The organism is Mesorhizobium sp. ANAO-SY3R2 (genome assembly GCF_042466635.1).
GTDB lineage: Bacteria > Pseudomonadota > Alphaproteobacteria > Rhizobiales > Rhizobiaceae > Aminobacter.
The window spans coordinates 2,145,217-2,165,129 of the sequence record NZ_CP159955.1 but is presented as its reverse complement, the minus strand read 5'-3'; the positions used below and the strand labels follow the sequence as shown (position 1 = coordinate 2,165,129).

At 62.3% G+C, this 19,913-nt stretch carries 19 protein-coding genes and 2 tRNA genes; 11 read left to right on the top strand and 10 right to left on the bottom strand.

Features of this window, described 5'->3' with window-relative positions; genetic code table 11:
• Positions 1–486, top strand: a complete 486-nt coding sequence (locus tag ABSY17_RS15425) for a GNAT family N-acetyltransferase (protein ID WP_378952409.1) — start codon at positions 1–3, stop codon at positions 484–486.
• Between the two features lie 9 nt (positions 487–495).
• Here ABSY17_RS15425 and panC read toward each other — a convergent pair whose 3' ends face one another.
• The 3 genes from panC to ABSY17_RS15410 form a co-directional block, all read right to left on the bottom strand.
• Positions 496–1,341 (bottom strand): pantoate--beta-alanine ligase, encoded by an 846-nt coding sequence (gene panC / locus ABSY17_RS15420; protein WP_378952406.1) that lies wholly within the window; start codon positions 1,339–1,341, stop codon positions 496–498.
• Positions 1,338–2,174 (bottom strand): 3-methyl-2-oxobutanoate hydroxymethyltransferase, encoded by an 837-nt coding sequence (gene panB / locus ABSY17_RS15415; protein WP_378952403.1) that lies wholly within the window; start codon positions 2,172–2,174, stop codon positions 1,338–1,340. Before panB ends, panC begins: the two co-directional genes overlap by 4 nt.
• A gap of 133 nt (positions 2,175–2,307) precedes the next feature.
• On the bottom strand, positions 2,308–2,790 hold the full coding sequence (locus tag ABSY17_RS15410; RefSeq protein ID WP_378952400.1) for a hypothetical protein: 483 nt from the start codon (positions 2,788–2,790) through the stop codon (positions 2,308–2,310).
• 157 nt (positions 2,791–2,947) lie between these two features.
• Here ABSY17_RS15410 and ABSY17_RS15405 point away from each other — a divergent pair, with 157 nt between their 5' ends.
• Positions 2,948–3,346, top strand: coding sequence for an NADH:ubiquinone oxidoreductase subunit NDUFA12 (locus ABSY17_RS15405; RefSeq protein WP_378952397.1), 399 nt, complete (start codon positions 2,948–2,950; stop codon positions 3,344–3,346).
• A gap of 344 nt (positions 3,347–3,690) precedes the next feature.
• Entirely contained in the window at positions 3,691–4,089 is a 399-nt protein-coding gene (locus tag ABSY17_RS15400) for a DUF2155 domain-containing protein (RefSeq protein ID WP_378952721.1), read from the top strand.
• A gap of 12 nt (positions 4,090–4,101) precedes the next feature.
• Here ABSY17_RS15400 and aat read toward each other — a convergent pair whose 3' ends face one another.
• From aat to ABSY17_RS15370, 6 genes are all read right to left on the bottom strand, one after another.
• Positions 4,102–4,719 (bottom strand): leucyl/phenylalanyl-tRNA--protein transferase, encoded by a 618-nt coding sequence (aat, locus tag ABSY17_RS15395; RefSeq protein WP_378952394.1) that lies wholly within the window; start codon positions 4,717–4,719, stop codon positions 4,102–4,104.
• A gap of 12 nt (positions 4,720–4,731) precedes the next feature.
• Positions 4,732–6,075 carry an acetyl-CoA carboxylase biotin carboxylase subunit gene (accC, locus tag ABSY17_RS15390; RefSeq protein WP_378952391.1) on the bottom strand — a complete coding sequence of 448 codons (1,344 nt, stop codon included), beginning with the start codon at positions 6,073–6,075 and terminating at the stop codon, positions 4,732–4,734.
• Between the two features lie 18 nt (positions 6,076–6,093).
• Entirely contained in the window at positions 6,094–6,564 is a 471-nt protein-coding gene (accB, locus tag ABSY17_RS15385) for an acetyl-CoA carboxylase biotin carboxyl carrier protein (RefSeq protein WP_378952388.1), read from the bottom strand.
• Between the two features lie 29 nt (positions 6,565–6,593).
• Positions 6,594–7,028 carry a type II 3-dehydroquinate dehydratase gene (aroQ, locus tag ABSY17_RS15380; RefSeq protein WP_378952385.1) on the bottom strand — a complete coding sequence of 145 codons (435 nt, stop codon included), beginning with the start codon at positions 7,026–7,028 and terminating at the stop codon, positions 6,594–6,596.
• Positions 7,029–7,159: 131 nt separating this feature from the next.
• A complete protein-coding gene (locus tag ABSY17_RS15375) occupies positions 7,160–7,975 on the bottom strand; it encodes a DsbA family protein (protein ID WP_378952382.1) in 816 nt (271 codons plus the stop codon).
• A gap of 49 nt (positions 7,976–8,024) precedes the next feature.
• Entirely contained in the window at positions 8,025–9,425 is a 1,401-nt protein-coding gene (locus tag ABSY17_RS15370; protein WP_378952379.1) for a M48 family metalloprotease, read from the bottom strand.
• Between the two features lie 136 nt (positions 9,426–9,561).
• Between ABSY17_RS15370 and ABSY17_RS15365 the strand changes: the two genes are divergently transcribed.
• A complete protein-coding gene (locus ABSY17_RS15365) occupies positions 9,562–10,710 on the top strand; it encodes a pyridoxal phosphate-dependent aminotransferase (RefSeq protein WP_378952376.1) in 1,149 nt (382 codons plus the stop codon).
• A 426-nt stretch (positions 10,711–11,136) separates the two neighbouring features.
• On the opposite strand, the gene ABSY17_RS15360 is transcribed toward ABSY17_RS15365, so the two are convergent.
• Positions 11,137–11,211: transfer RNA gene (locus tag ABSY17_RS15360), tRNA-Asn, on the bottom strand.
• A gap of 200 nt (positions 11,212–11,411) precedes the next feature.
• Here ABSY17_RS15360 and ABSY17_RS15355 point away from each other — a divergent pair.
• The 7 genes from ABSY17_RS15355 to ABSY17_RS15325 all read left to right on the top strand — a co-directional run bounded on the left by ABSY17_RS15355 (position 11,412) and on the right by ABSY17_RS15325 (position 19,575).
• Positions 11,412–11,675: a PGPGW domain-containing protein gene (locus ABSY17_RS15355; protein WP_378952373.1), complete on the top strand. Its 264-nt coding sequence runs from the start codon at positions 11,412–11,414 to the stop codon at positions 11,673–11,675.
• Positions 11,676–11,819: 144 nt separating this feature from the next.
• A tRNA-Cys gene (locus ABSY17_RS15350) sits at positions 11,820–11,893 on the top strand.
• 87 nt (positions 11,894–11,980) lie between these two features.
• The gene (locus ABSY17_RS15345; RefSeq protein WP_378952371.1) at positions 11,981–12,655 is read left to right on the top strand and encodes a protein-L-isoaspartate O-methyltransferase; all 675 of its coding nucleotides are present in this window, start codon (positions 11,981–11,983) and stop codon (positions 12,653–12,655) included.
• A gap of 165 nt (positions 12,656–12,820) precedes the next feature.
• Positions 12,821–14,209: a TolC family outer membrane protein gene (locus ABSY17_RS15340; protein WP_378952368.1), complete on the top strand. Its 1,389-nt coding sequence runs from the start codon at positions 12,821–12,823 to the stop codon at positions 14,207–14,209.
• A 215-nt stretch (positions 14,210–14,424) separates the two neighbouring features.
• On the top strand, positions 14,425–15,135 hold the full coding sequence (locus ABSY17_RS15335) for a PopZ family protein (protein ID WP_378952365.1): 711 nt from the start codon (positions 14,425–14,427) through the stop codon (positions 15,133–15,135).
• A gap of 143 nt (positions 15,136–15,278) precedes the next feature.
• Complete coding sequence (locus ABSY17_RS15330; RefSeq protein WP_378952362.1) at positions 15,279–18,062, top strand: valine--tRNA ligase; 2,784 nt, start codon at positions 15,279–15,281, stop codon at positions 18,060–18,062.
• A gap of 367 nt (positions 18,063–18,429) precedes the next feature.
• Positions 18,430–19,575 carry an outer membrane protein transport protein gene (locus tag ABSY17_RS15325; RefSeq protein ID WP_378952359.1) on the top strand — a complete coding sequence of 382 codons (1,146 nt, stop codon included), beginning with the start codon at positions 18,430–18,432 and terminating at the stop codon, positions 19,573–19,575.
• Positions 19,576–19,913: the final 338 nt, after the last annotated feature.

The window sequence follows — 19,913 nt, the reverse complement described above, 5'->3', positions numbered from 1 at the left end:
ATGTTCGTGCGCACGGCGAGCGAGCGCGACTTGGAAGTGATCAAGGCGCTGCTCGCCGAGACGTGGCACGCGACATATGACTCCATCTACGGCGTCGAGCGTGTCGGCGAGATCACTGCCGAATGGCACTCGCTGGCTGCACTCAAGGCGCGGCTAAGCAAGCCGAATTCCGAGTTCCTCGTCGCTGACGACGGCAAGCAGATCGCCGGCATGGCATTTGCTGCGGCGACCAGCGACGCCAAGGTCGTGATGCTGCACCAGCTTTATGTGCGCCCTGGCAATCAGGGTGGCGGCATCGGGCGCATGCTGCTCGAAGAGGTCGAGCAGTGCTTTCCCGAAGCGCGGACACTTCGCCTCGAAGTCGAGGAGGCGAACGAGCGGGGCGTGGCCTTCTATCTTGCCAGTGGCTTCTCCCAGATCGGCAGGACCAGCGATCCCGCACGGCCCGAACTTTCGGCGCTGGTGTTCGAAAAGAAGCTGGCCTGACGCCGCCACCTAGCTTGCGGCGATCTCCACATTGTCGATCAGGCGCGTCTTGCCGAGGCGCGCGGCGACGAGCACGCGGCCTTCGCGGTCGCGTTGCCAGGGCGCCAGAGTCAGGCTTGCGCGCGCCTCGACGTAGTCGAGCTCGTCGAAACCGGCGTCGAGGATTTCCTGCCGCGCGGCTGCCATCGTTGCTTGCTCGTCCGAACCTGCCTCAAGTGCTGCGGCCGCCTTGCGCAGCACCTTGTTGAGCTTTTGCGCGATCTTCAGTTCGTCCGCGCCGAGATAAGCGTTGCGCGACGACATGGCGAGGCCTTCGGCATCACGGATGGTCGGCGCCCCGATGATCTCGACCGGCAAATTCAGGTCGAGGCACAGCTTCCGGACGACGCAAAGCTGCTGATAGTCCTTCTCGCCGAATACGGCGACATCAGGCGTGACCTGGATGAAGAGTTTTCCCACCACCGTCGCCACACCATCGAAGAAGGCCGGACGGAATGCTGTTTCGAGACCGGCGGACGGACCGCCGACCGAAATCGATGTGGCAAAGCCTTCCGGGTAGACCTCGCCGACATCAGGCGTGAAGGCGAGATGGGCGCCGGCCTCCGCAAGCCGGGTGAGATCCTGCACCAGTTGGCGGGGATATTTGTCGAGGTCTTCGGTCGGAGCGAACTGGCGCGGGTTGACGAAGATCGACACCACGCATCGGTCGGCGCGTTCGAGGGCGGTGCGCACCAGCGAGATGTGCCCGTCATGCAGCGCGCCCATGGTCGGCACCAGCGCGACCCTGAGGCCTTCGCTGCGCCATGCCTGTACTTGGGCCCGCAGGGCGGCGATGGTTTCGGCGACTGCGGTCATGCCTTGTCCTTGCTTGGCGAAAAGAGGTGTTCGGGACCAGGGAAAGCGCGGGCGCGCACGTCCTTTGCATAGGATTCCGCCGCATCGGAGACGATGTCGCGCAGCAACGCGTATTCCTTGACGAATTTCGGCACCCGGTCGACGGTCAGGCCGATGGCGTCGTCGATCACCAGGATCTGGCCGTCGCATCTGGGGCTAGCGCCGATCCCGATGGTGGGAATCGCAAGCATGGCCGAGATGTCGGCCGCGACCGGCTCGACAGTGCCCTCGATGACGACCGAAAATGCGCCTGCTGCCTCGACGGCGCGGGCGTCGGCGTGCAGGGCGGCGATGTTCGCGTCGGACCGACCCTTGATCTTGTAGCCGCCTTCTTTTTCTACCGATTGGGGCAAAAGGCCGATATGGCCCATGACCGGGATGCCAGCTGCGACGATCGCGGCAATCTGGGCGGCAATGGCAACGCCGCCCTCGAGCTTGACCGCGTCGCAGCCGGTTTCGCGAACGATACGCTGCGCCGAGGCAAGCGCGTTCTCGATCGAATCCTCGTAGCTGCCGGCGGGCATGTCGACGACCACGCAGGCGCGGGCAGCACCCCGCATCACCGCCTGACCGTGGGAGATCATCATGTCCATCGTGGCGCCGAGCGTGGTCTTGTGGCCGTGCAGCACCATGGCGACGCTGTCGCCGACAAGCAGCAGATCGACATGCGGGTCGAGCAGGCGTGCGATGGGGTAGGTGTAGGCGGTGAGGCAGACGATGGGCTCGCCGCCCTTGCGGCTAAGCAGTGCCGCCGGCGTGATGCGGGTGGTGGCCGCGGACGCGTCAGATGCCATGTCTTTCCTCCCTGGTCCAAGCTGGCCTAGGCCAGTTCAGGTGCCCCGATAGGGCCAGAGTCCTTTACGGACCGGCTAAATATTTTGCAAGTGCGAGATCAAGGCGTGAGCAGCTGCGAGATGGCATCGTCCATCAGGACGAACCTCGTGCAGCTTCTTCCTGAGCGAGCCGGCTGATGTAGACGGCAAATTCGGGGTCCTCGCCGGGCAGGAGCCGGGGCAGGGAGCTGCGGAAATCGTCGCGCCGGCACCACTCGCGCATGAAATCTTCCCACGAGGCCCATCGCCGTTGCCGTCGTGCCGGCATGTCGGGTTCATACGCGACCATATAGGCGCGCTCGAACAGCGCTATCAGGATGGCGAACATGGCCAGCAACCGGTCGCGTTGCTCGTCGTTCAGGTTGGTGGTGGGGTGTTCGGACTGTAGGTGCAGGTCGGAATGGTCGAGCGACAGCGTGAGGAAGTTGGTGTAGCCATCGGCGAGCATCTGATAGATCTCTTCCTCTTCGTTGACCCGCGCCTTGCGCTGCTCGAAGACGAAAACGAAGATGGCGAGCGGCAGGCCAAAGATTGTCACCAGCAGGCTCAGCATTTCGAGAATCTGCATGAAGGTCATGGCTGCAGGTCCTGGCTCGGGCTTTGCGCCACAGTAGGTTGCGACTGGCCGCCTGCCAATCGTCGCAGGCCACAAGAAGAGGCCTCTAAACCCTTGCCTTCGCGCGTGCACGACGCCATAAGCAGGAAACATTCGACGTGCCTGTCGCGAGGATCCGATGAAGAAATTCCTTCTCCAGTTTTTCACCTGGTGGAACGGCCAGACGCTTGGCACGCGCTTCCACACCTGGCGCAAGGGCACCAAGGTGGGCCAGGACGAGTTCGGCAACGTCTATTATGAAGGCGGCAAGGACTCGGAAGGCCGCACCCGTCGCTGGGTGATCTACAAGAGCTATTCCGAAGCCTCGATGATTCCGCCCGGCTGGCACGGATGGATGCACCACCGCGTCGACGTGGCGCCGCCGAGTGACCACTATATCCCCCGCGACTGGCAGAAGCCGCATGAGCCGAACCTGACCGGAACCAGCGCGGCCTATCGCCCCAAGGGCTCGGTGCTCGGCAACATGCATCGTCCGCAGGTCACCGGCGACTACGACGCCTGGACGCCGGGCGCCTGAAGCGCGCCCGTTCGTCGGCGCGGACATTTGTCGCCACAATTGGCGTCTAACTGCTTGCCCATTGGCACGAGGCGGATAGCTTTGGCGGATGGGAATCACCCGATGGACCACGTTCCGGGCGCAACTGCGGTAAGGACTGTATGACAATTCTCGGCCGGGCTCCGTCAGGCGGACGATCGAAGGCGAAAGCCTTGCTTGCGGCTCTGTCGCTGTGTGCGGGTCTCGGGCAGGCGATGGCTCAGGACAGCATCGAACGGCTGCCGCTCGATCCCCAGTTCTTCCCGAGCGAGGAGATGCCGGCCGAGGGTGACGACCTACCCGCGCTGGATGAGAACCAGCCCGGCATGCAGCAGTTTCCTGCCGCAGCGCAGCCCACGCCGAAGGTCGCGGCCCCAGCCCAGCGTATCAAGAACCCGGTGGCCGAGTTTGCTGGCATCGACAAGATCACCGGGCGCATCATCACCTTCGACGTCTATGTCGACGAGACGGTGCAGTTCGGCGCGCTGCAGGTGACGCCGCGCGTATGCTATTCGCGGCCGGAGAGCGAAGAGCCCAAGACGGACTCCTTCGTCGAGGTCGACGAGATCACGCTCGACCGCAAGATCCGCCGTATCTTCACCGGATGGATGTTTGCCGAAAGCCCCGGGCTCAATGCCGTCGAGCACGCCGTCTATGACGTGTGGCTCAAGGGCTGCAAGAAGAAGTCCGACGTGCCGGCGCCCGAGGCAGCCAAGTCCAACTGATTTGCATTTCTCTCAGGGATAAAAGACCGCTTCGCTGGTGAGCGCAGCGGCGAGCATTTTTTCATACCTGTCGCGGGGAACGTCGACGGCGCCGAAGCGCTTGAGGTGGTCGGTGGTGAATTGCGTGTCGAGCAGCACGAATTTGCGCTCGCGCAGCCGCTCGACCAGATGCACCAGGCAGACCTTTGAGGAATCGGTCTCGCGCGAGAACATGCTTTCGCCGAAGAAGGCCGAGCCCAGTCTCACGCCATAGAGCCCGCCAACCAGCCTGCCTTCGCGCCAGGCCTCGACGGAATGGGCATGGCCGATCCTGTGCAGCCGCGTATAGGCTTCGCGGATCGGGCCGTTGATCCAGGTCGACAGCCGGCCTGAGCGCTTTTCGCCGCAGGCGTCGATCGTGCCTTCGAAGTCGCTGTCGATCCTGATCTCGAAACGGCCCTGACGGATCGTCTTGGCCAGGCTGTGCGGCACATGGAAGGCATCGAGCGGAATGACGCCGCGCGCCTCGGGCCTGACCCAGAAGACTTCCGGGTCAGTGGCGCTTTCGGCCATGGGGAAAACGCCCGACGCATAGGCCTTCAGCAGAAGGTCCGTAGGTATGCCGTAGCCGGGCGCATAGGGACGGGTCACGCGACCCCCAGTCTACTCGCCTTTGGCGAGGTATTTTTCCAGCCAGTGAATGTCGTAGTCGCCATTTGCGATATCGGGGTTGCCCACGAGGTCGCGGAACAGCGGCAACGTCGTGTTGATACCATCTACCACGAATTCGTCGAGCGCGCGCCTGAGACGCATCATGCATTCGACGCGGTTGCGGCCGTGCACGATCAGCTTGCCGATCAGGCTGTCGTAGTAGGGGGGGATCTTGTAGCCGGAATAAACGCCCGAATCGACGCGGACGCCGAGGCCACCAGGCGTATGGAAATGCGTGATGGTGCCGGGCGAGGGCGTGAAGGTCCTGGGATCCTCGGCGTTGATGCGGCACTCGATGGCGTGGCCCTGGAAACGGACCTCGTTTTGCGTGACCGACAGGCCGCCGCCGGAGGCGACGCGGATCTGCTCATGCACGAGGTCGATGCCGGTGATCGCTTCCGTGACCGGATGCTCCACCTGCAGGCGGGTGTTCATCTCGATGAAGTAGAACTCGCCGTTCTCGTACAGGAACTCGATGGTTCCCGCGCCGGAATAGCCGAGGTCGGCAATCGCCGTCGCGCAGATGTTGCCGATGCGTGCGCGCTCTTCCTCGTTGAGGGCGGGCGAATTGGCTTCTTCCCAGACCTTCTGGTGGCGGCGCTGCAGCGAGCAGTCGCGTTCGCCGAGATGGATCGCCTTGCCAGCGCCGTCACCGACGACCTGCACCTCGATGTGGCGCGGCTTTTCGAGATACTTCTCGATGTAGACGGCGTCGTCGCCAAAGGCGGCACCGGCTTCCGAACGAGCTGTCGCCAGCGCGATCTCGAGATCCTCTTCGGTGCGCGCGACCTTCATGCCACGGCCACCGCCGCCGGCGGACGCCTTGATGATGACCGGATAGCCGATCTCGGCGGCAACGCGCTTGGCTTCCTTCTCTTCGGTGACAGCGCCGTCGGAGCCGGGCACGACCGGGATACCCAGGCGCTTGGCGGTGCGCTTGGCCTCGATCTTGTCACCCATGGTGCGGATGTGGTCGCCCGAGGGGCCAATGAAGGTGATGTTGTGGGCCGCCAGGATGTCGGAGAACTTGGCATTCTCGGACAAGAAGCCATAGCCGGGATGGACAGCGTCCGCGCCTGTTATCTCGCAGGCGGCGACGATCTGGTGAATGTTGAGATAGCTGTCGCGAGACGGCGGCGGTCCGATGCAGACGCTCTCGTCGGCGAGCCGCACATGCATGGCGTCGGCGTCGGCGGTCGAATGCACGACGACCGTCTTGATGCCGAGCTCCTTGGCCGCACGCAGCACTCTCAGGGCGATTTCGCCTCGGTTGGCGATCAGGATTTTCTGGAACATTGCGCGCAGCCTTCCGGCTTACTCGACGACGACGAGCGGCATGCCGTATTCGACAGGCTGCGCGTCTTCGACCAGGATGGCAGTCACTTTGCCGGAGCGCGGCGACGGAATCTGATTCATGGTCTTCATGGCTTCGATGATGAGCAGCGTCTGGCCTTCCTTGACCGTGTCGCCGACCTCGATGAACGGCTTGGCGTCGGGCGAGGGGGCGAGATAGGCGGTACCGACCATCGGCGAGGGCACGGCGTTCTTGGAAACGTCGGCCGGCGCGGGCACTGCTGCAACAGGCGCCGAATTGACGGTGACGGGTGCAGCGACCTGCATCGGTGCGGGGGCCGCAATCGCATGAACCGCCTGCGCCTGACGCGACACGCGCACCTTGAGATCGCCGAGTTCGACTTCGATCTCGGTCAGGTTGGTGTCGTTCAGGATCCCTGCGAGATCGCGGACGAGCTGCTGGTCAAAACCGTCATTCTTCTTCGTCGCCATGTTCAAGCCTTTTCTGTTCCTGTTTCCGGTCAGAGCCGGGCGGCCAGCGCCTGAAGCGCCAGCGTGTATCCGAGCGGTCCGAAGCCGCAGATCATGCCCACTGCCACCGGCGCCACCATGGATTTGTGGCGGAAGGCCTCGCGGGCATGGATGTTGGAAAGGTGCACTTCCGCGACCGGCAATGGCGAGACGGCGCGAATGGCGTCCTGCAATGCGATCGAGGTATGGGTGTAGGCGCCAGCGTTGAGCACGATGCCGGCCGCATTCTCGCCCGCTTCGTGGATCCAGTCGACGAGCACGCCTTCGTGGTTTGTCTGCCGGAAGTCTACCGCCAGTCCGAGGGCTGCTGCTGCGGTCTGGCAGTCAGCTTCGATGTCGGCAAGCGTCTTGCCGCCATAGATTCCCGGCTCACGCTTACCCAGCGCGTTAAGGTTCGGACCGTTGAGGACGAAAATCGTTTTCAATCTACAGACCTTTCCACCCGCCAGATCCTCTCTGGCGCGGCGGACCCTCTATAATCGGCATACGCCGTCGCGAAAAGAGCGCAAGCAACTTCTTGCGCTGTCCACAACGGCTGGCGCTGAACCGGCAGGGTTCAGCAGGTGGAATTTGCCTGGCAGGCCTTGGCCTCGGCGATCTTTTCGGCCAGCACGTCGTGGCCGAGCGCGCCGAACACGACCTCGTTGCCGACAACATAGGATGGCGTGCCGCTGATCGATAGCTGATTGGCGAGATCGTAAGTCTTGTTGAAGACGTCGATGATCTCTGGATCCTTCATCGCCTCGCGCAGCTTGGCCTCGTCGGCGCCGAGTTCGAGTGCGATCTTGATGGCGCTATCTTCGCCGGCGCGGCCCTCGCCTCCGAGTAGCTTGTCGTGGAACTCGCCGTATTTCTCAGGCATCAGCTTGCGGAAGGCCATGGAAACGACGTGCGCCTTCTGGGAGTCCGGCCCGAGGATGGGAAACTCCTTGAGCACGAAGCGCAGTTCCGGATCGGCCTTGGTCAGCGCATGCATGTCGGCCTGGGCGCGTTTGCAGTAGCCGCAATTGTAGTCGTAGAACTCGACGATGGTGACCTTGCCGTCGGGGTTGCCGACGATGCCGTCGAACTTCGAGTTGAAGATCTCGTCCTTGCTCTGTTTGATCACTTCGAGATGGGCGACGCGCTGCTGTTCCTTCTGCTTGGCCTCGAGCGCGCCCTGCATCTCCAGCAGCATCTCCGGATTGTCGAGCAGGTATTCCCGCACGATGGTCTCGACCTGCTTGCGGTCGAGCGTCGCCGCAGCGGCTGCTGCCGGCTGCTGGCTTCCTTCGGCGTGGGCAATGCCAGGGGTGCCAGCGAGATAGCCGGCGGCCAGCATGGCCAAGGCTACAGCGATGCCCGTCGTGCCTAGAAGGATGGTCTTTTTCATGTTTCTGATCTCCAGCCTTTGGGCTTGGTGGCTGCTGCGGGGCAGAAGTTCACTTCTTCTTGCCCGGCTGCTTGTAGTTGATGATGTCCTGGGCGCGCACCCAGCCCGGCGATCCGGGCTTCAGCTTCTGTTGCGCACGCATCGCAAAGATTTTGGCGTCCTGATAGGCGCCGCTGTAATAATGGCCGTCGGCGGTGGCGAGATCGGCATCGGCGACATTGCCTTGCATGCCATAGGCCTGGGCCAGGTAACGATAGCCGGCGGCATTTTCGCGGTCGCGGTCGAGTCCCCTGCGGACTTCGGTGACGGCCTTCTTGAGTGCATCGGGCGTACCGATGGCGAGGTAGGCCTGGCCGAGCTGGATCGGCAGGATGCCCGACTTGGCGGGATCTAGGCGGACGGCAGTGGCGTATGATTCGGCCGCCGCCGCCGGCTTGTTCGACTTCATCAGGACGTCGCCGCGCAATTCGTGGAAATAGGCGTTGTTGGGCTGCGATTTGATCAAGGCGTCGGACTTGCTGAGCGCCGAGCGCAGGTCGCCGAACAGATAGGTGGCCTGCGCGTCGCCATAGCGAGCGGCGAGGCTGCCCGCGCCGTTGCGCAGCAGGCGCGAGGCGGCAGCCTGACCCTCTGTATAGACTGCGATCTTCACGCGCATCATGTCGTGGCGGACCTGCAGCGCTTCCGGATCGGCCTTGTCGAAGTTGGGGCTTGCATGCGCCAACGTCTCGAGATTGGCAATGCGCTCGCGCGGCATCGGATGGCTGACCTGATAGGGATCGACCCGCGCGCCCGACAGCGACAGAGCGCTCTGGAAGCGCTGGAAGGTCTTCAGCATGCCTTGGGCCGACTGGCCGGTGGCATTGAGATAGGTGATGGCCGAGCGGTCGGCGGTGGCCTCTTCCGAGCGCTGGTAGCCGAGCAGGCTGCGCCGCGCCATTTCCGAGCCGCCCGTCATGATGCCGGCGCCCGCCGCACCCAGGCCTCTCGCGTCGCTGGTGGCGCCAGCCACCATTGCGCCCGCACCGAGCAGGGCCGCAACGATGGCCATCGTCTGGGCACGTGCCAACTGGTCGCGCAAACGCTCCTGATGGCCGCCGGCGATGTGGCCGGCTTCGTGGGCGATGACGCCAATGATCTCGTTCGGCGTCTCGGCAGTCATCAGTGCGCCGGTGTTGATGAAAATGCGCCGGCCGGCGACGAAGGCATTGAAACCCGGATCGTTGACGAGCACGATATTGATGCCGGAGTTGCCCAGCCCTGCCGCCTTGAGGATCGGCCGGGCGTATTCACGCACCAGCGCTTCGATCTCGGCATCGCGGACGATCGGCACCTTTTGTGCATGGGCGGCGCCGGTCGAGCCGAGCGCGAGCCCGGCCGAAAGCGCAAGCGCAGTCACGGCGCGCGCTGGTTTTGCGATGAAACGCGAAAGGTAATTCTTGCTCTGCATTGCGGGAAACACTCGTAAACGAGCCGCCGGGCTGTGAAAAGGCTGGTCCAGAAAACTCATCAACTTGTGATCCCCATATCAATCAGGCATTTGTGCGGCGCATTGCCTGAAGGGCAGCGACAGAAAGTGGACGAAGATGGCAGTTGCGATTTCTCGGCGCGGCGAGGTCGAGCCCTTTCACGCGATGGATATCCTTGCCGAAGCCAACAGGCTCAAGGCTCTGGGTGTGCCGGTGGTTTCGATGGCCGTGGGCCAGCCCTCCGATCCGGCGCCGCAACGGGTGCGTGATGCAGCGGCAGCGGCGCTCAAGCTCGGACGCATTGGCTACACCGACGCGCTCGGGCTGGCTGAGTTGCGCAAGGCCATCTCGGCGCATTACGCGGAACACTATGGCGTCGATGTGCCGGCGTCGCGAATCGCGGTTACCACGGGATCGTCGGCGGCCTTCAATCTGGCCTTCCTGGCGATGTTCGATCCGGGCGACCGTGTGGCGATCGCAGCGCCGGGCTATCCGGCCTATCGCAACATCATGGGTGCGCTCGGCCTCGACGTGGTCGAGATCGAGCTCGAGGGCGCGGCCTACCTCCATGCCGGCCATTTGCGCGATGCTCATCGCGAAAAGCCCTTGAAGGGCGTGCTGTTTGCCAGCCCCGCCAATCCGACCGGTGCGGTCGTGCCTGCCGAAGAATTGAAGGCATTGGTGGACACCGCCCGGGAACTCGGAATCGCGGTGATCTCCGACGAGATTTATCACCGACTCGGCTATGGCGCCCCCGACCTGACTGCGCTAGCCTTCGACGCTGACGTGACCGTCATCAACTCGTTTTCGAAATACTACTGCATGACCGGCTGGCGCATCGGCTGGATGGTGCTGCCCGAGCCCCTGGTGCGTCCGCTCGAGCGCATCGCGCAGTCGCTCTACATATCTGCGCCGGAACTGTCACAGGTGGCGGCGATCGAGGCGTTCAACGCCACCGAGGAGCTGGAGGCGGTCAAGGCGCGCTATGCCTGGAATCGCGAGTTGCTGGCCAAGCGGCTGCCGGAACTCGGCTTCAATTTCGCGGCGCCGATGGACGGCGCTTTCTATGCCTTCTGCGATGTCTCGCGCCTGACCAACGACAGTATGGAGTTTGCACGCCGCATGTTGGCGGAGGCCCATGTGGCGGCCACGCCGGGCAGGGACTTCGACACGCTCGCCGGCCACCGCACCATGCGCTTCTCCTATGCCGGCAGCCATGACGAGATGGTCGAGGCGATGAATCGAATCGAGAACTGGCTGCGCTGAGGCGTGAAGCCGGTTCCCTTCCTGTCGAATCGGCGCCCGGTATGGTTGCTCGTCGGAGCGTGATCTTCGCCATGCACGATTCCCGTTCTTCCTGAGCGTGCACCACCGAGTCGCCTGGTGGCGCCGACGCAGACTGCTGCGAGAATCGTTGTGGGAAGGACTTGGACTGAGGCGAATCGTCGGCTCAATGGCGGTTGATCGATTCCCGTGGCCCATGGTCTCTGCGGGCAATCAGCGCTTCGGGGCGAAGTTGCGAGTCACTCACCGCACGTCCGTTTGACTAGATGTCTGGTGGCGCGCGTTATGGCTTGGTGAGAGATTGTTTGGCTGCTGTTGACGCATCATCTGCTTCAGCCAGAGGCGCCGGCTGTTCAACAGCCGCTGAAAACCCTGTGTGCGCCATTCGCAATGCGATGAATTGTGAAGTGGCTCCCCGGGCCGGATTCGAACCAGCGACCAACCGGTTAACAGCCGGTTGCTCTACCACTGAGCTACCGGGGAACAGGGGCTCAAGTGAACGAGGCGGTGTATAGCTACGGGTTTCTGATTTGCAAAGCGCTAATCTCGATTTTTTTGGAAGTTTTTCACAGCGGCCTTTCTGGTAATCCCCCGGCGAGGCGCTCATATGTCGGTTTCTCAAGGGGTCGCGCCTGGAGTTGCGACATTCGGGCACAGTCGGAGCGATCGGGCAATTGGCGAAAATGAAAAGATACAGGCCATCGGAGCCTCAGACGCGAAGGATCTCGATCCTCGGCCGTGAGTTCGCCATGCCGCGCTCGCGTGGACTGCGCGTAGGACTAGGCGTGGCGCTTTGTATCCTTGGCCTGCTCGGCTTCCTGCCGGTGCTCGGCTTCTGGATGATTCCGCTGGGGCTTCTGATTCTCTCGCACGAGTTCCACGTCGTCCGCCGTGTGCGCCGCAAGCTGATCGTGTGGTGGGAGCGGCGGAAGCGGCCTTCAGGGTGAGCTTTCGGTTTCCCATGGCGGAGCACGGGCATGGCGCCGCGCTCATAGTGTCTGGTTGTCCAAAACCGACGAGAAAAAGTCATCCCTGCTTGACGTCGGATTCCTGGCAACCTATTGGAGCCGTGTAGACGCCTGAAGCGGCGAGGCCTCGTGGCGGAGTGGTTACGCAGAGGACTGCAAATCCTTGCATCCCGGTTCGATTCCGGGCGAGGCCTCCAGCTTCCCCGGCAATCGCCGCCGGGGACCGGATTCGGGTGCAGCAGTGAAATTTGCGCATCACGCGCCGAAGGCGAGCCGGTTGGAACATGAACGCTGATTTTTCCCAACGTCGCGTGAAGATGGTGGATGGCCAGATTCGCACCACCGATGTGACCGACGCCGCAATCCTTACGGCCATGCTTTCGGTGCCGCGTGAGGCATTCGTCGACTCCAGCCAACGCGAGCTTGCCTATATCGATGAGGATCTGCGCTATGCGGCCACTGCCGACAGCGACCAGCAGCGATACCTGATGGAGCCGTCGCCTTTTGCGAAGCTCGCGCAGTTGGCCAAGATCAATGCCGGCGACTTCGTCCTCGATATCGGTTGCGGCACGGGTTATTCCTCGGCCGTGCTTTCGCGCCTCGCAAGCTCTGTCGTGGCGCTCGAGGCGGATGCGGCGCTTGCTGCCAGCGCAACCGTGAACCTGTCTTCGCTTGGCTACGACAATGTCGTCGTTGTGACCGGGCCCCTTGCTGCCGGCTACGCGTCGGCCGCGCCGTATGATGTCATTTTCGTCGGCGGCAGTGTCGAGCAGGTGCCCGAAGCGCTGCTTGCCCAGCTCAAGGAAGGTGGCCGGCTGGTCGCAGTCGAAGGGCATGGAAACGCTGGTGTCGCTCGGGTATTTCTCAAGTCTGGCGGCGATGTAACCTCCCGCAAGGCCTTTAATGCGGCAGTTAAGCCACTACCTGGCTTCAATCGCACACGCGAATTTGAGTTCTGAGCGCGTTTTTATTGCAGCGCGCCGCGCATCATGATGATCTAAGCCACCGTCTAATGTGATTGATTCTGGACTGAGACAGTCGGGAATCGTATCTCGGACTGGGACGGCGAGGGGAAGCCCGGACTGCCTTCTGGCAGGTCGCCGCTGATTGAATGAGGGACGCGCGTGTCATCGATCCGTAAAAGTGTTTTTGCAGCAGCGTTGGTAGCCGCTACTGCCCTGTCGCCGATCTCGGCTTCGGCAGAGACGATCCTTGGTGCCTTGGCAAAGGCATACCAGAACAATTCGCAGCTCAATTCTTCCCGTGCCGGCGTGCGCGTGACCGATGAAACCGTGGCGATCGCCAAGTCGGGCTGGCGCCCGACGATCACCGGCTCGTCCAGCATCGACTATACATCGACCCGTCGTGCCGGCGAGTCCACCAGGCTCACGGTTGGGGCATTCGGCGTCCAGATCAACCAGACCTTGTTCGACGGCTTTCAGACCAGGAACAACGTCAAAACCGCCGAGTCGAATGTGCGCGCCTCGGTGGAGAGCCTGCGCAACACCGAGCAGAACATCCTGTTCAACGCTGCCACTGCCTACATGGATGTCATTCGCGACCGGCGGATTGCAGTCCTTACGGAGCAGAACCTGCAGTTCCTGACCGAACAGGCGCGTGCTGCGCGTTCGCGCTTCGAGGTCGGTGAAGGCACCCGGACCGACGTCGCCCAGGCCGACGCTTCGCGTTCGACAGCCGTTGCTCAGCTCAGCGCGGCGCGCGCGCAGGTGCAGACGAGCGAAGCGATCTACCTGCAGGTCATCGGCGACACGCCGAAAAAGCTGCAGGCCGCGTCGCCTCTCGGCAAGCTTCTGCCCAAGAGCGTCGATGCGGCGATGACCATCGCTTCGACCCAGCATCCGGCAATCCTGGCGACCGAATATCTGGTCGATGCTGCCGGATTTACGGTGAAGTCCGCAGAAGGATCGCTGTTGCCGCAGTTGTCCGCATCAGCGGGGGTTTCCGCCGTCAACCGCAATACCGTGTCGGATAGCGCGACCGCTAGCGCCAATGACGGCTGGTCAAACTCCGCCAGCATCGGCGCAACGCTGACCGTGCCGATCTACCAGGCCGGCCGGGTGGCTGCCCAGGTTCGCCAATCCAAAGAAGCGCTCGGCCAGGCTCGCATCGAGGTCGATGTCAGCCGCGACAACGTGCGCGCAGCCGTCACCTCCGCATGGGGCCAGTACGTCGCGGCGGTGCAGAACGTTTCGGCCATCCACGAGACTGTTGTTGCCAACCAGCTGGCGCTCAGCGGCGTGATCGAGGAGCGCAATGTTGGTCAGCGCACGACACTCGACGTGCTCAACGCGCAGGCGACCGTCATCAACTCCCAGATCGCTCTTGCACAGGCCGAGCGTGACTCGGTCGTGGCGAGCTACGCGATCCTTTCGGCGACCGGCTATCTGTCGATCGAACGGCTTGGTCTGCAGGTCGCCAGGTACAATCCGGAAGAGCATTACAACGCCGTCAAGGATAAGTGGTTCGGTCTCAGGACTCCCGACGGCCGCTGATTGCTTGGTTGAGCCGGGTATGGTTTCGACGGGCGCCTTCTGGGCGCCCGTTTTCGTTTGCCGGCACGGAAATGGCGCGAATCTGTTGAAATCGACGGGGTCGTCCGATTGGGGATTCTCTAAGGGGAATCAGTCAGCTACGCTGAAAGCCTGATTCGACGCCCGTTTTCTGCGGGCGGGTTTTGTGAACGGTCACAAAGGCGGCGGATGTGACGATGGCCCAGGCAAGCAGCGTTCAACGCGAACCCTCGATGGAAGAGATTCTCGCTTCCATTCGCAGGATCATCGAGGACAACGACACCGGCCGTCGCCCGGCAATCGACTTCGAGCAGATGCGCCCGGAACCGGAGAACGACGGCACGGATCGCAACGTCATCGAGGTCGAGGCTTTCAGGGCAGAGTTGCAGGCAACCAAGGTGCCGGCGGCAGAGGTCAAGGCTGAACGCCCGGTAGAAAAGTCCGATTCTGCGAACCGTGACACTCCAATTGCTGCGGCATGGCCGGTTCTGGAGCCGACGAAGGCGCCGGCCCTTGAGCCCACAATGCCGGCGGTCGAATCCAAGGATGCGCCGCGTGTGCTCGCCGCAAGCTGGACGCCTTCATCCACGCGCGCAGTCGAGCAGATGGAAGAGCTGGCTGGACCAGAACCCGAAAAGGCGCCGGCACCGCTGGCTGCCGATCCGGCAATCGGTGAGGAGCGTCCGGCCGCCAAGGCGGCGATCCTTTCCGAGCAGGCCGGTCGTCAGGTTTCGGCGGCATTCGGCGAATTGAACGACGCCTATGCCGCGCGCAGCCGCAAGTCCTTCGACGAGATTGCCGCCGAAATGATGCGGCCGATGCTGCAGGACTGGCTCGACAACAACCTACCAACGTTGGTGGAAAAGCTGGTGCGCGAAGAAATCGAGCGCGTGGCGCGCGGCGCGTAGTGAATTCTGCCAGCGCAGGATGGAACGCGCCGCCTCCGGGCGGCGTTTTCGTTTCTGGGCGCCACTTGCCATGCAGTTGACTTGATCTCACCCATCCGATTTACACCGGACCAGCAAATCCGGACCGAACGGAACCAATTCCGATGCTTGAGAAGACCTACGACGCCAAGACCGTCGAACCGAAGATTGCCAGGACGTGGGAAGAGGCAGACGCCTTCAGGGCTGGCGCCGGCTCAGCCGAGGGCGCCGAAGCCTTCACCATCGTCATCCCCCCGCCGAATGTCACCGGCTCGCTGCACATGGGCCATGCGCTCAACAACACGCTGCAGGACATCCTTGTCCGTTTCGAGCGGATGCGCGGCAAGAACGTGCTTTGGCAGCCGGGCATGGATCACGCCGGCATCGCCACCCAGATGGTGGTCGAGCGCAAGCTGATGGAAAAGCAGATCCATCGCCGCGATCTGACGCGCGAGCAGTTCGTGGACAAGGTCTGGGAGTGGAAGGCCGAATCCGGCGGCATGATCTTCAACCAGCTGAAGCGGCTGGGTGCATCGTGCGACTGGTCGCGCGAACGCTTCACCATGGACGAGGGCCTGTCGAAGGCGGTCATCGAGGTGTTCGTCACGCTGCACGAGCAAGGCCTGATCTACAAGGACAAGCGCCTTGTGAACTGGGACCCGAAGCTTTTGACTGCGATTTCCGACCTCGAAGTCGAGCAGCACGAGGTCAACGGCAATCTCTGGCATTTCCGCTACCCGGTCGAAGGCGAGGTCTACGATCCGGAGAACCCGAGCACCTACATCACGGTTGCGACCACGCGGCCCGAGACGATGCTCGGCGATACCGCCGTTGCGGTCCATCCTGATGACGAGCGTTATGCGGCACTCGTCGGCAAGAACGTCGTGCTGCCGATCGTCGGCCGCAAGATCCCCATCGTTGCCGACGAATACTCCGATCCGGAAAAGGGTTCGGGCGCGGTCAAGATCACGCCTGCGCACGACTTCAACGACTTCGAGGTAGGCAAGCGCCACAACCTTCCGGCGATCAACATCCTGACAGTCGAAGCCAACATCAACATCGTCGACAACGAAGAGTTCCTCGAGGGCGTCGAGCGCACCGAAATGCGCGACGGCGTGTGGGCGCAGTTGCACGGTCTCGACCGGTTCAGCGCGCGCAAGATGATCGTCCAGATCATGGAAGAGGGCGGTTTCCTCGACAAGATCGAGCCGCACAAGCACATGGTGCCGCATGGCGACCGTGGCGGCGTGCCGATCGAGCCGTTCCTGACCGACCAGTGGTACGTCAACGCCGCCGAACTGGCTAAGCCTGCGATCCGCAGCGTGCGCGAGGGCCGCACCAACTTCGTGCCCAAAAACTGGGAAAAAACCTATTTCGACTGGATGGAGAACATCCAGCCCTGGTGCGTGTCGCGCCAGCTATGGTGGGGACACCAGATTCCGGCCTGGTATGGTCCGGATGGCCAGGTCTTCGTCGCACGCTCCGAGGAGGAGGCCCTGGATGCGGCCATCCAGCACTATATCGCGCTTGAAGGACCGTGGAAGGCCTGGGTCGAGGAGCAGCTTGAGAACTTCGAGCCCGGAAAAATCCTGACCCGCGACGAGGACGTGCTCGACACCTGGTTCTCGTCCGCGCTTTGGCCGTTCTCGACGCTCGGCTGGCCGGACAAGACGCCCGAACTCGCGACCTACTACCAGACCGACGTGCTGGTGACCGGCTTCGACATCATCTTCTTCTGGGTTGCCCGGATGATGATGATGGGCCTGCACTTCATGGACGAGGAGCCGTTCCACACGGTCTATGTCCATGCGCTGGTTCGCGACAAGAACGGCCAGAAGATGTCGAAGTCGAAGGGCAACGTCATCGACCCGCTCGAACTGATCGACGAGTACGGCGCGGACGCGCTGCGCTTTACGCTGGCCATCATGGCGGCGCAGGGGCGCGACGTGAAGCTCGACCCGGCCCGCATTGCCGGCTACCGCAACTTCGGCACCAAGCTGTGGAACGCCACGCGCTTTGCCGAGATGAACGGGGTCAAGCGCAACGACGCCTTCTGGCTCAACGACGCCAAGCTGACCGTCAATCGCTGGATCCTGACCGAATTGAGCAGGACCACCCGCGAGATCACCGACGCGCTCACCTCGTATCGCTTCAACGAGGCGGCGGGCGCCGCATACCGCTTCGTCTGGAACACTTTCTGCGACTGGTATCTCGAACTGCTCAAGCCGATCTTCATGGGCGAGGACGAAGCCGCCAAGGCAGAGAGCCAGGCGGTAGCGGCCTTCGTGCTCGACGAGATCTACAAGCTGCTGCATCCGATGATGCCGTTCATGACCGAGGAGCTTTGGGCGCATACGGCGGGCGAGGGCAACGAGCGTTCGTCGTTGCTGTGCCACGCCACCTGGCCGTCGCCGGACTTCGAGGACACGGCAGCCGCGGCCGAGATCAACTGGCTGGTCGATCTGGTCTCCGGCATTCGTTCGGTGCGCTCGGAGATGAACGTGCCGCCGGCAGCGATCGCGCCGCTGGTGTTCGTCGGCGCCAATGCCGAGACGCTCGAGCGACTCAGCCGGCACCAGTCGGCGATTGCGCGCCTGGCACGCATCGGCGAGATCACGCATGCCGAGCACGCGCCCAAGGGATCGGCGCAGATCCTCGCCGGCGAGGCTACGGTCTGCCTGCCTCTTGGCAGCCTGATCGACCTCTCAGCCGAGGCTGCACGCCTGCAGAAGGAATTGGCCAAGACGACCGAGGAAATCGCCCGGTTGCACAAGAAGTTGTCCAACGAGAAGTTCGTTGCCGGTGCGCCCGAGGAGATCGTCGCGGCTGAGCGCGAGAAACTCGAAGAGTACCGAATCACCCAGGATAAGCTCAGCACCGCGCTCTCCCGCGTCAGGGAAGCTGGCTGAATTGCCGAGGTAGAACACCTGCCGCAGGTTGATGTTGCGGCAGGTCTTTCGCCATTCCCGGGAACGGGCCTTGCCGCAGTACAACTGGTGGCCAATGTAACCACTTTGCGCCCGACTGTTGCCTTTCTGTAACAGCGGGCTCAATGTCCCTTAAAACTGGCTATTTCCGGCGTTGCTCATGCAATTTCCTGGAAATTCCAGCCATCTGCACCTCCGGAAAATGTCAAAATTGACGTTTGCGTAAGCGGAAGCTTGGCGCGGTGGCGCCGTGCGGCCGGTGCCGCTCCGCTGTTGGGGAAAAATCAATGTTGCGTGATCAGAATGAAGCCGTTCAATTCTGCTCACGTGCATTTCGGGAGAGGGCTCAATGAACTTTTCATGTGTCAAGGCGCTGCTGGGGGCAACGGCGCTGACGATCGTTTCGGCAAGCGCCGCAAGCGCAGGCGGATTCAGCCGCGGCACTGCCGATACGGATATTCTGTACGAGGACGGCAATTTCAATCTGCGGTCCAGCGTGACCATTGTGAACCCCACGAGGGAATTCACAAGCGCTAGAAACCCTGACCTTGTTGGGACCAGCTACACCGACACCTACGCAATCCCGTCGGCGGCGGTCAAAATCAACCTGTTTGATCCCCTCCGCTGTGCAGCAACCCTGACTGACGCCTTTGGCGGTTCCGCCAAATATGTTGCGCCCAAACCCAGCGGAAAGCTGGAAGAGGACTTTCAGGTCCACGAAATGGGCCTTACCTGCGCCGCCAAGTTCGAGATCGGTCAGGGCAATGTCTATTTGCTCGGTGGGGTGTTTCAAGAGCAATTCGATTACAACCGTATCAACGAGATCCACGTCCCGGGCGTCGGTTATCTCGGGCAGGCCCGGCTGCGTCTCGAAAGCACTGAATATGGCTACAGGGTGGGGGCTGGCTACACGATTCCCGAAATCGCGTTCCGTGCCCAGTTGATGTACCGCTCTGCCGCGACGCACCAAGCGGATGGGACCATCACCGTGCCGGGAGCACTCGTACCTTCTCCCGAGCCTACCGTGACGCTGCCCGCAGTTGGCTTTGGCAATCTGCCGCAATCTGTCGAACTCAAGGTGCAAAGCGGCGTTGCGCCTGGCTGGCTCGCATTCGGGTCCGCGAAGTGGACTGACTGGAGTGTCCAGAAAGCCCTTGTCGTCGTAACTCCGTTGGCCACGTCCAATGACATCTACAATTGGAAGGACGGTTGGACTGTTACCGGCGGCGTCGGCCATGCTTTCACCGACAAAATCTCAGGTCTCGCGAGCCTCACATGGGATAGCGGTGTTGAAACTGGCTGGGATTTCTCCAGTGACACCTACACGCTTGCGCTCGGCGCGTCATTCAAGGATCCGATCGGTGGTGAACTGCGTGCCGGCTTTGGATTGTCGTATCTAGCTTCGGCCAATATCATCCATGGTGATGATGCAGGCAGTGCCGTTGACTCAGGCTGGGCGTATGCATTGTCAGCCGGCTACGCCGTGAAGTGGTAAGCCGGAAATCAGAAATCAGAAATCAAAAGCCGGGCATCGCCCGGCTTTTTTGCTGTCGGGGCAAGGTTTTCCTTTCGGAAACCATGTGTTGCTGACCGGCCACCTGTTGTGACGATTCAGCAACACTTTTCCCCCAAGCTTTCGGCTAAGGATTGTGGAGGGACAATTGCCAATATCCCGCCATAAACGCGGCGCACCCCGGAAAGGTCTTCGGACCACGCCCGGTTGCGGTGTGAGGTGAAATTGGCCGTAAAGGTGCGGCAGGAAACACGAATGGACGCCAAGGCGATCTTTACGGCCAAGCAGCCCAGCGATCAGTCGATCGCCGCCCCGGCGCG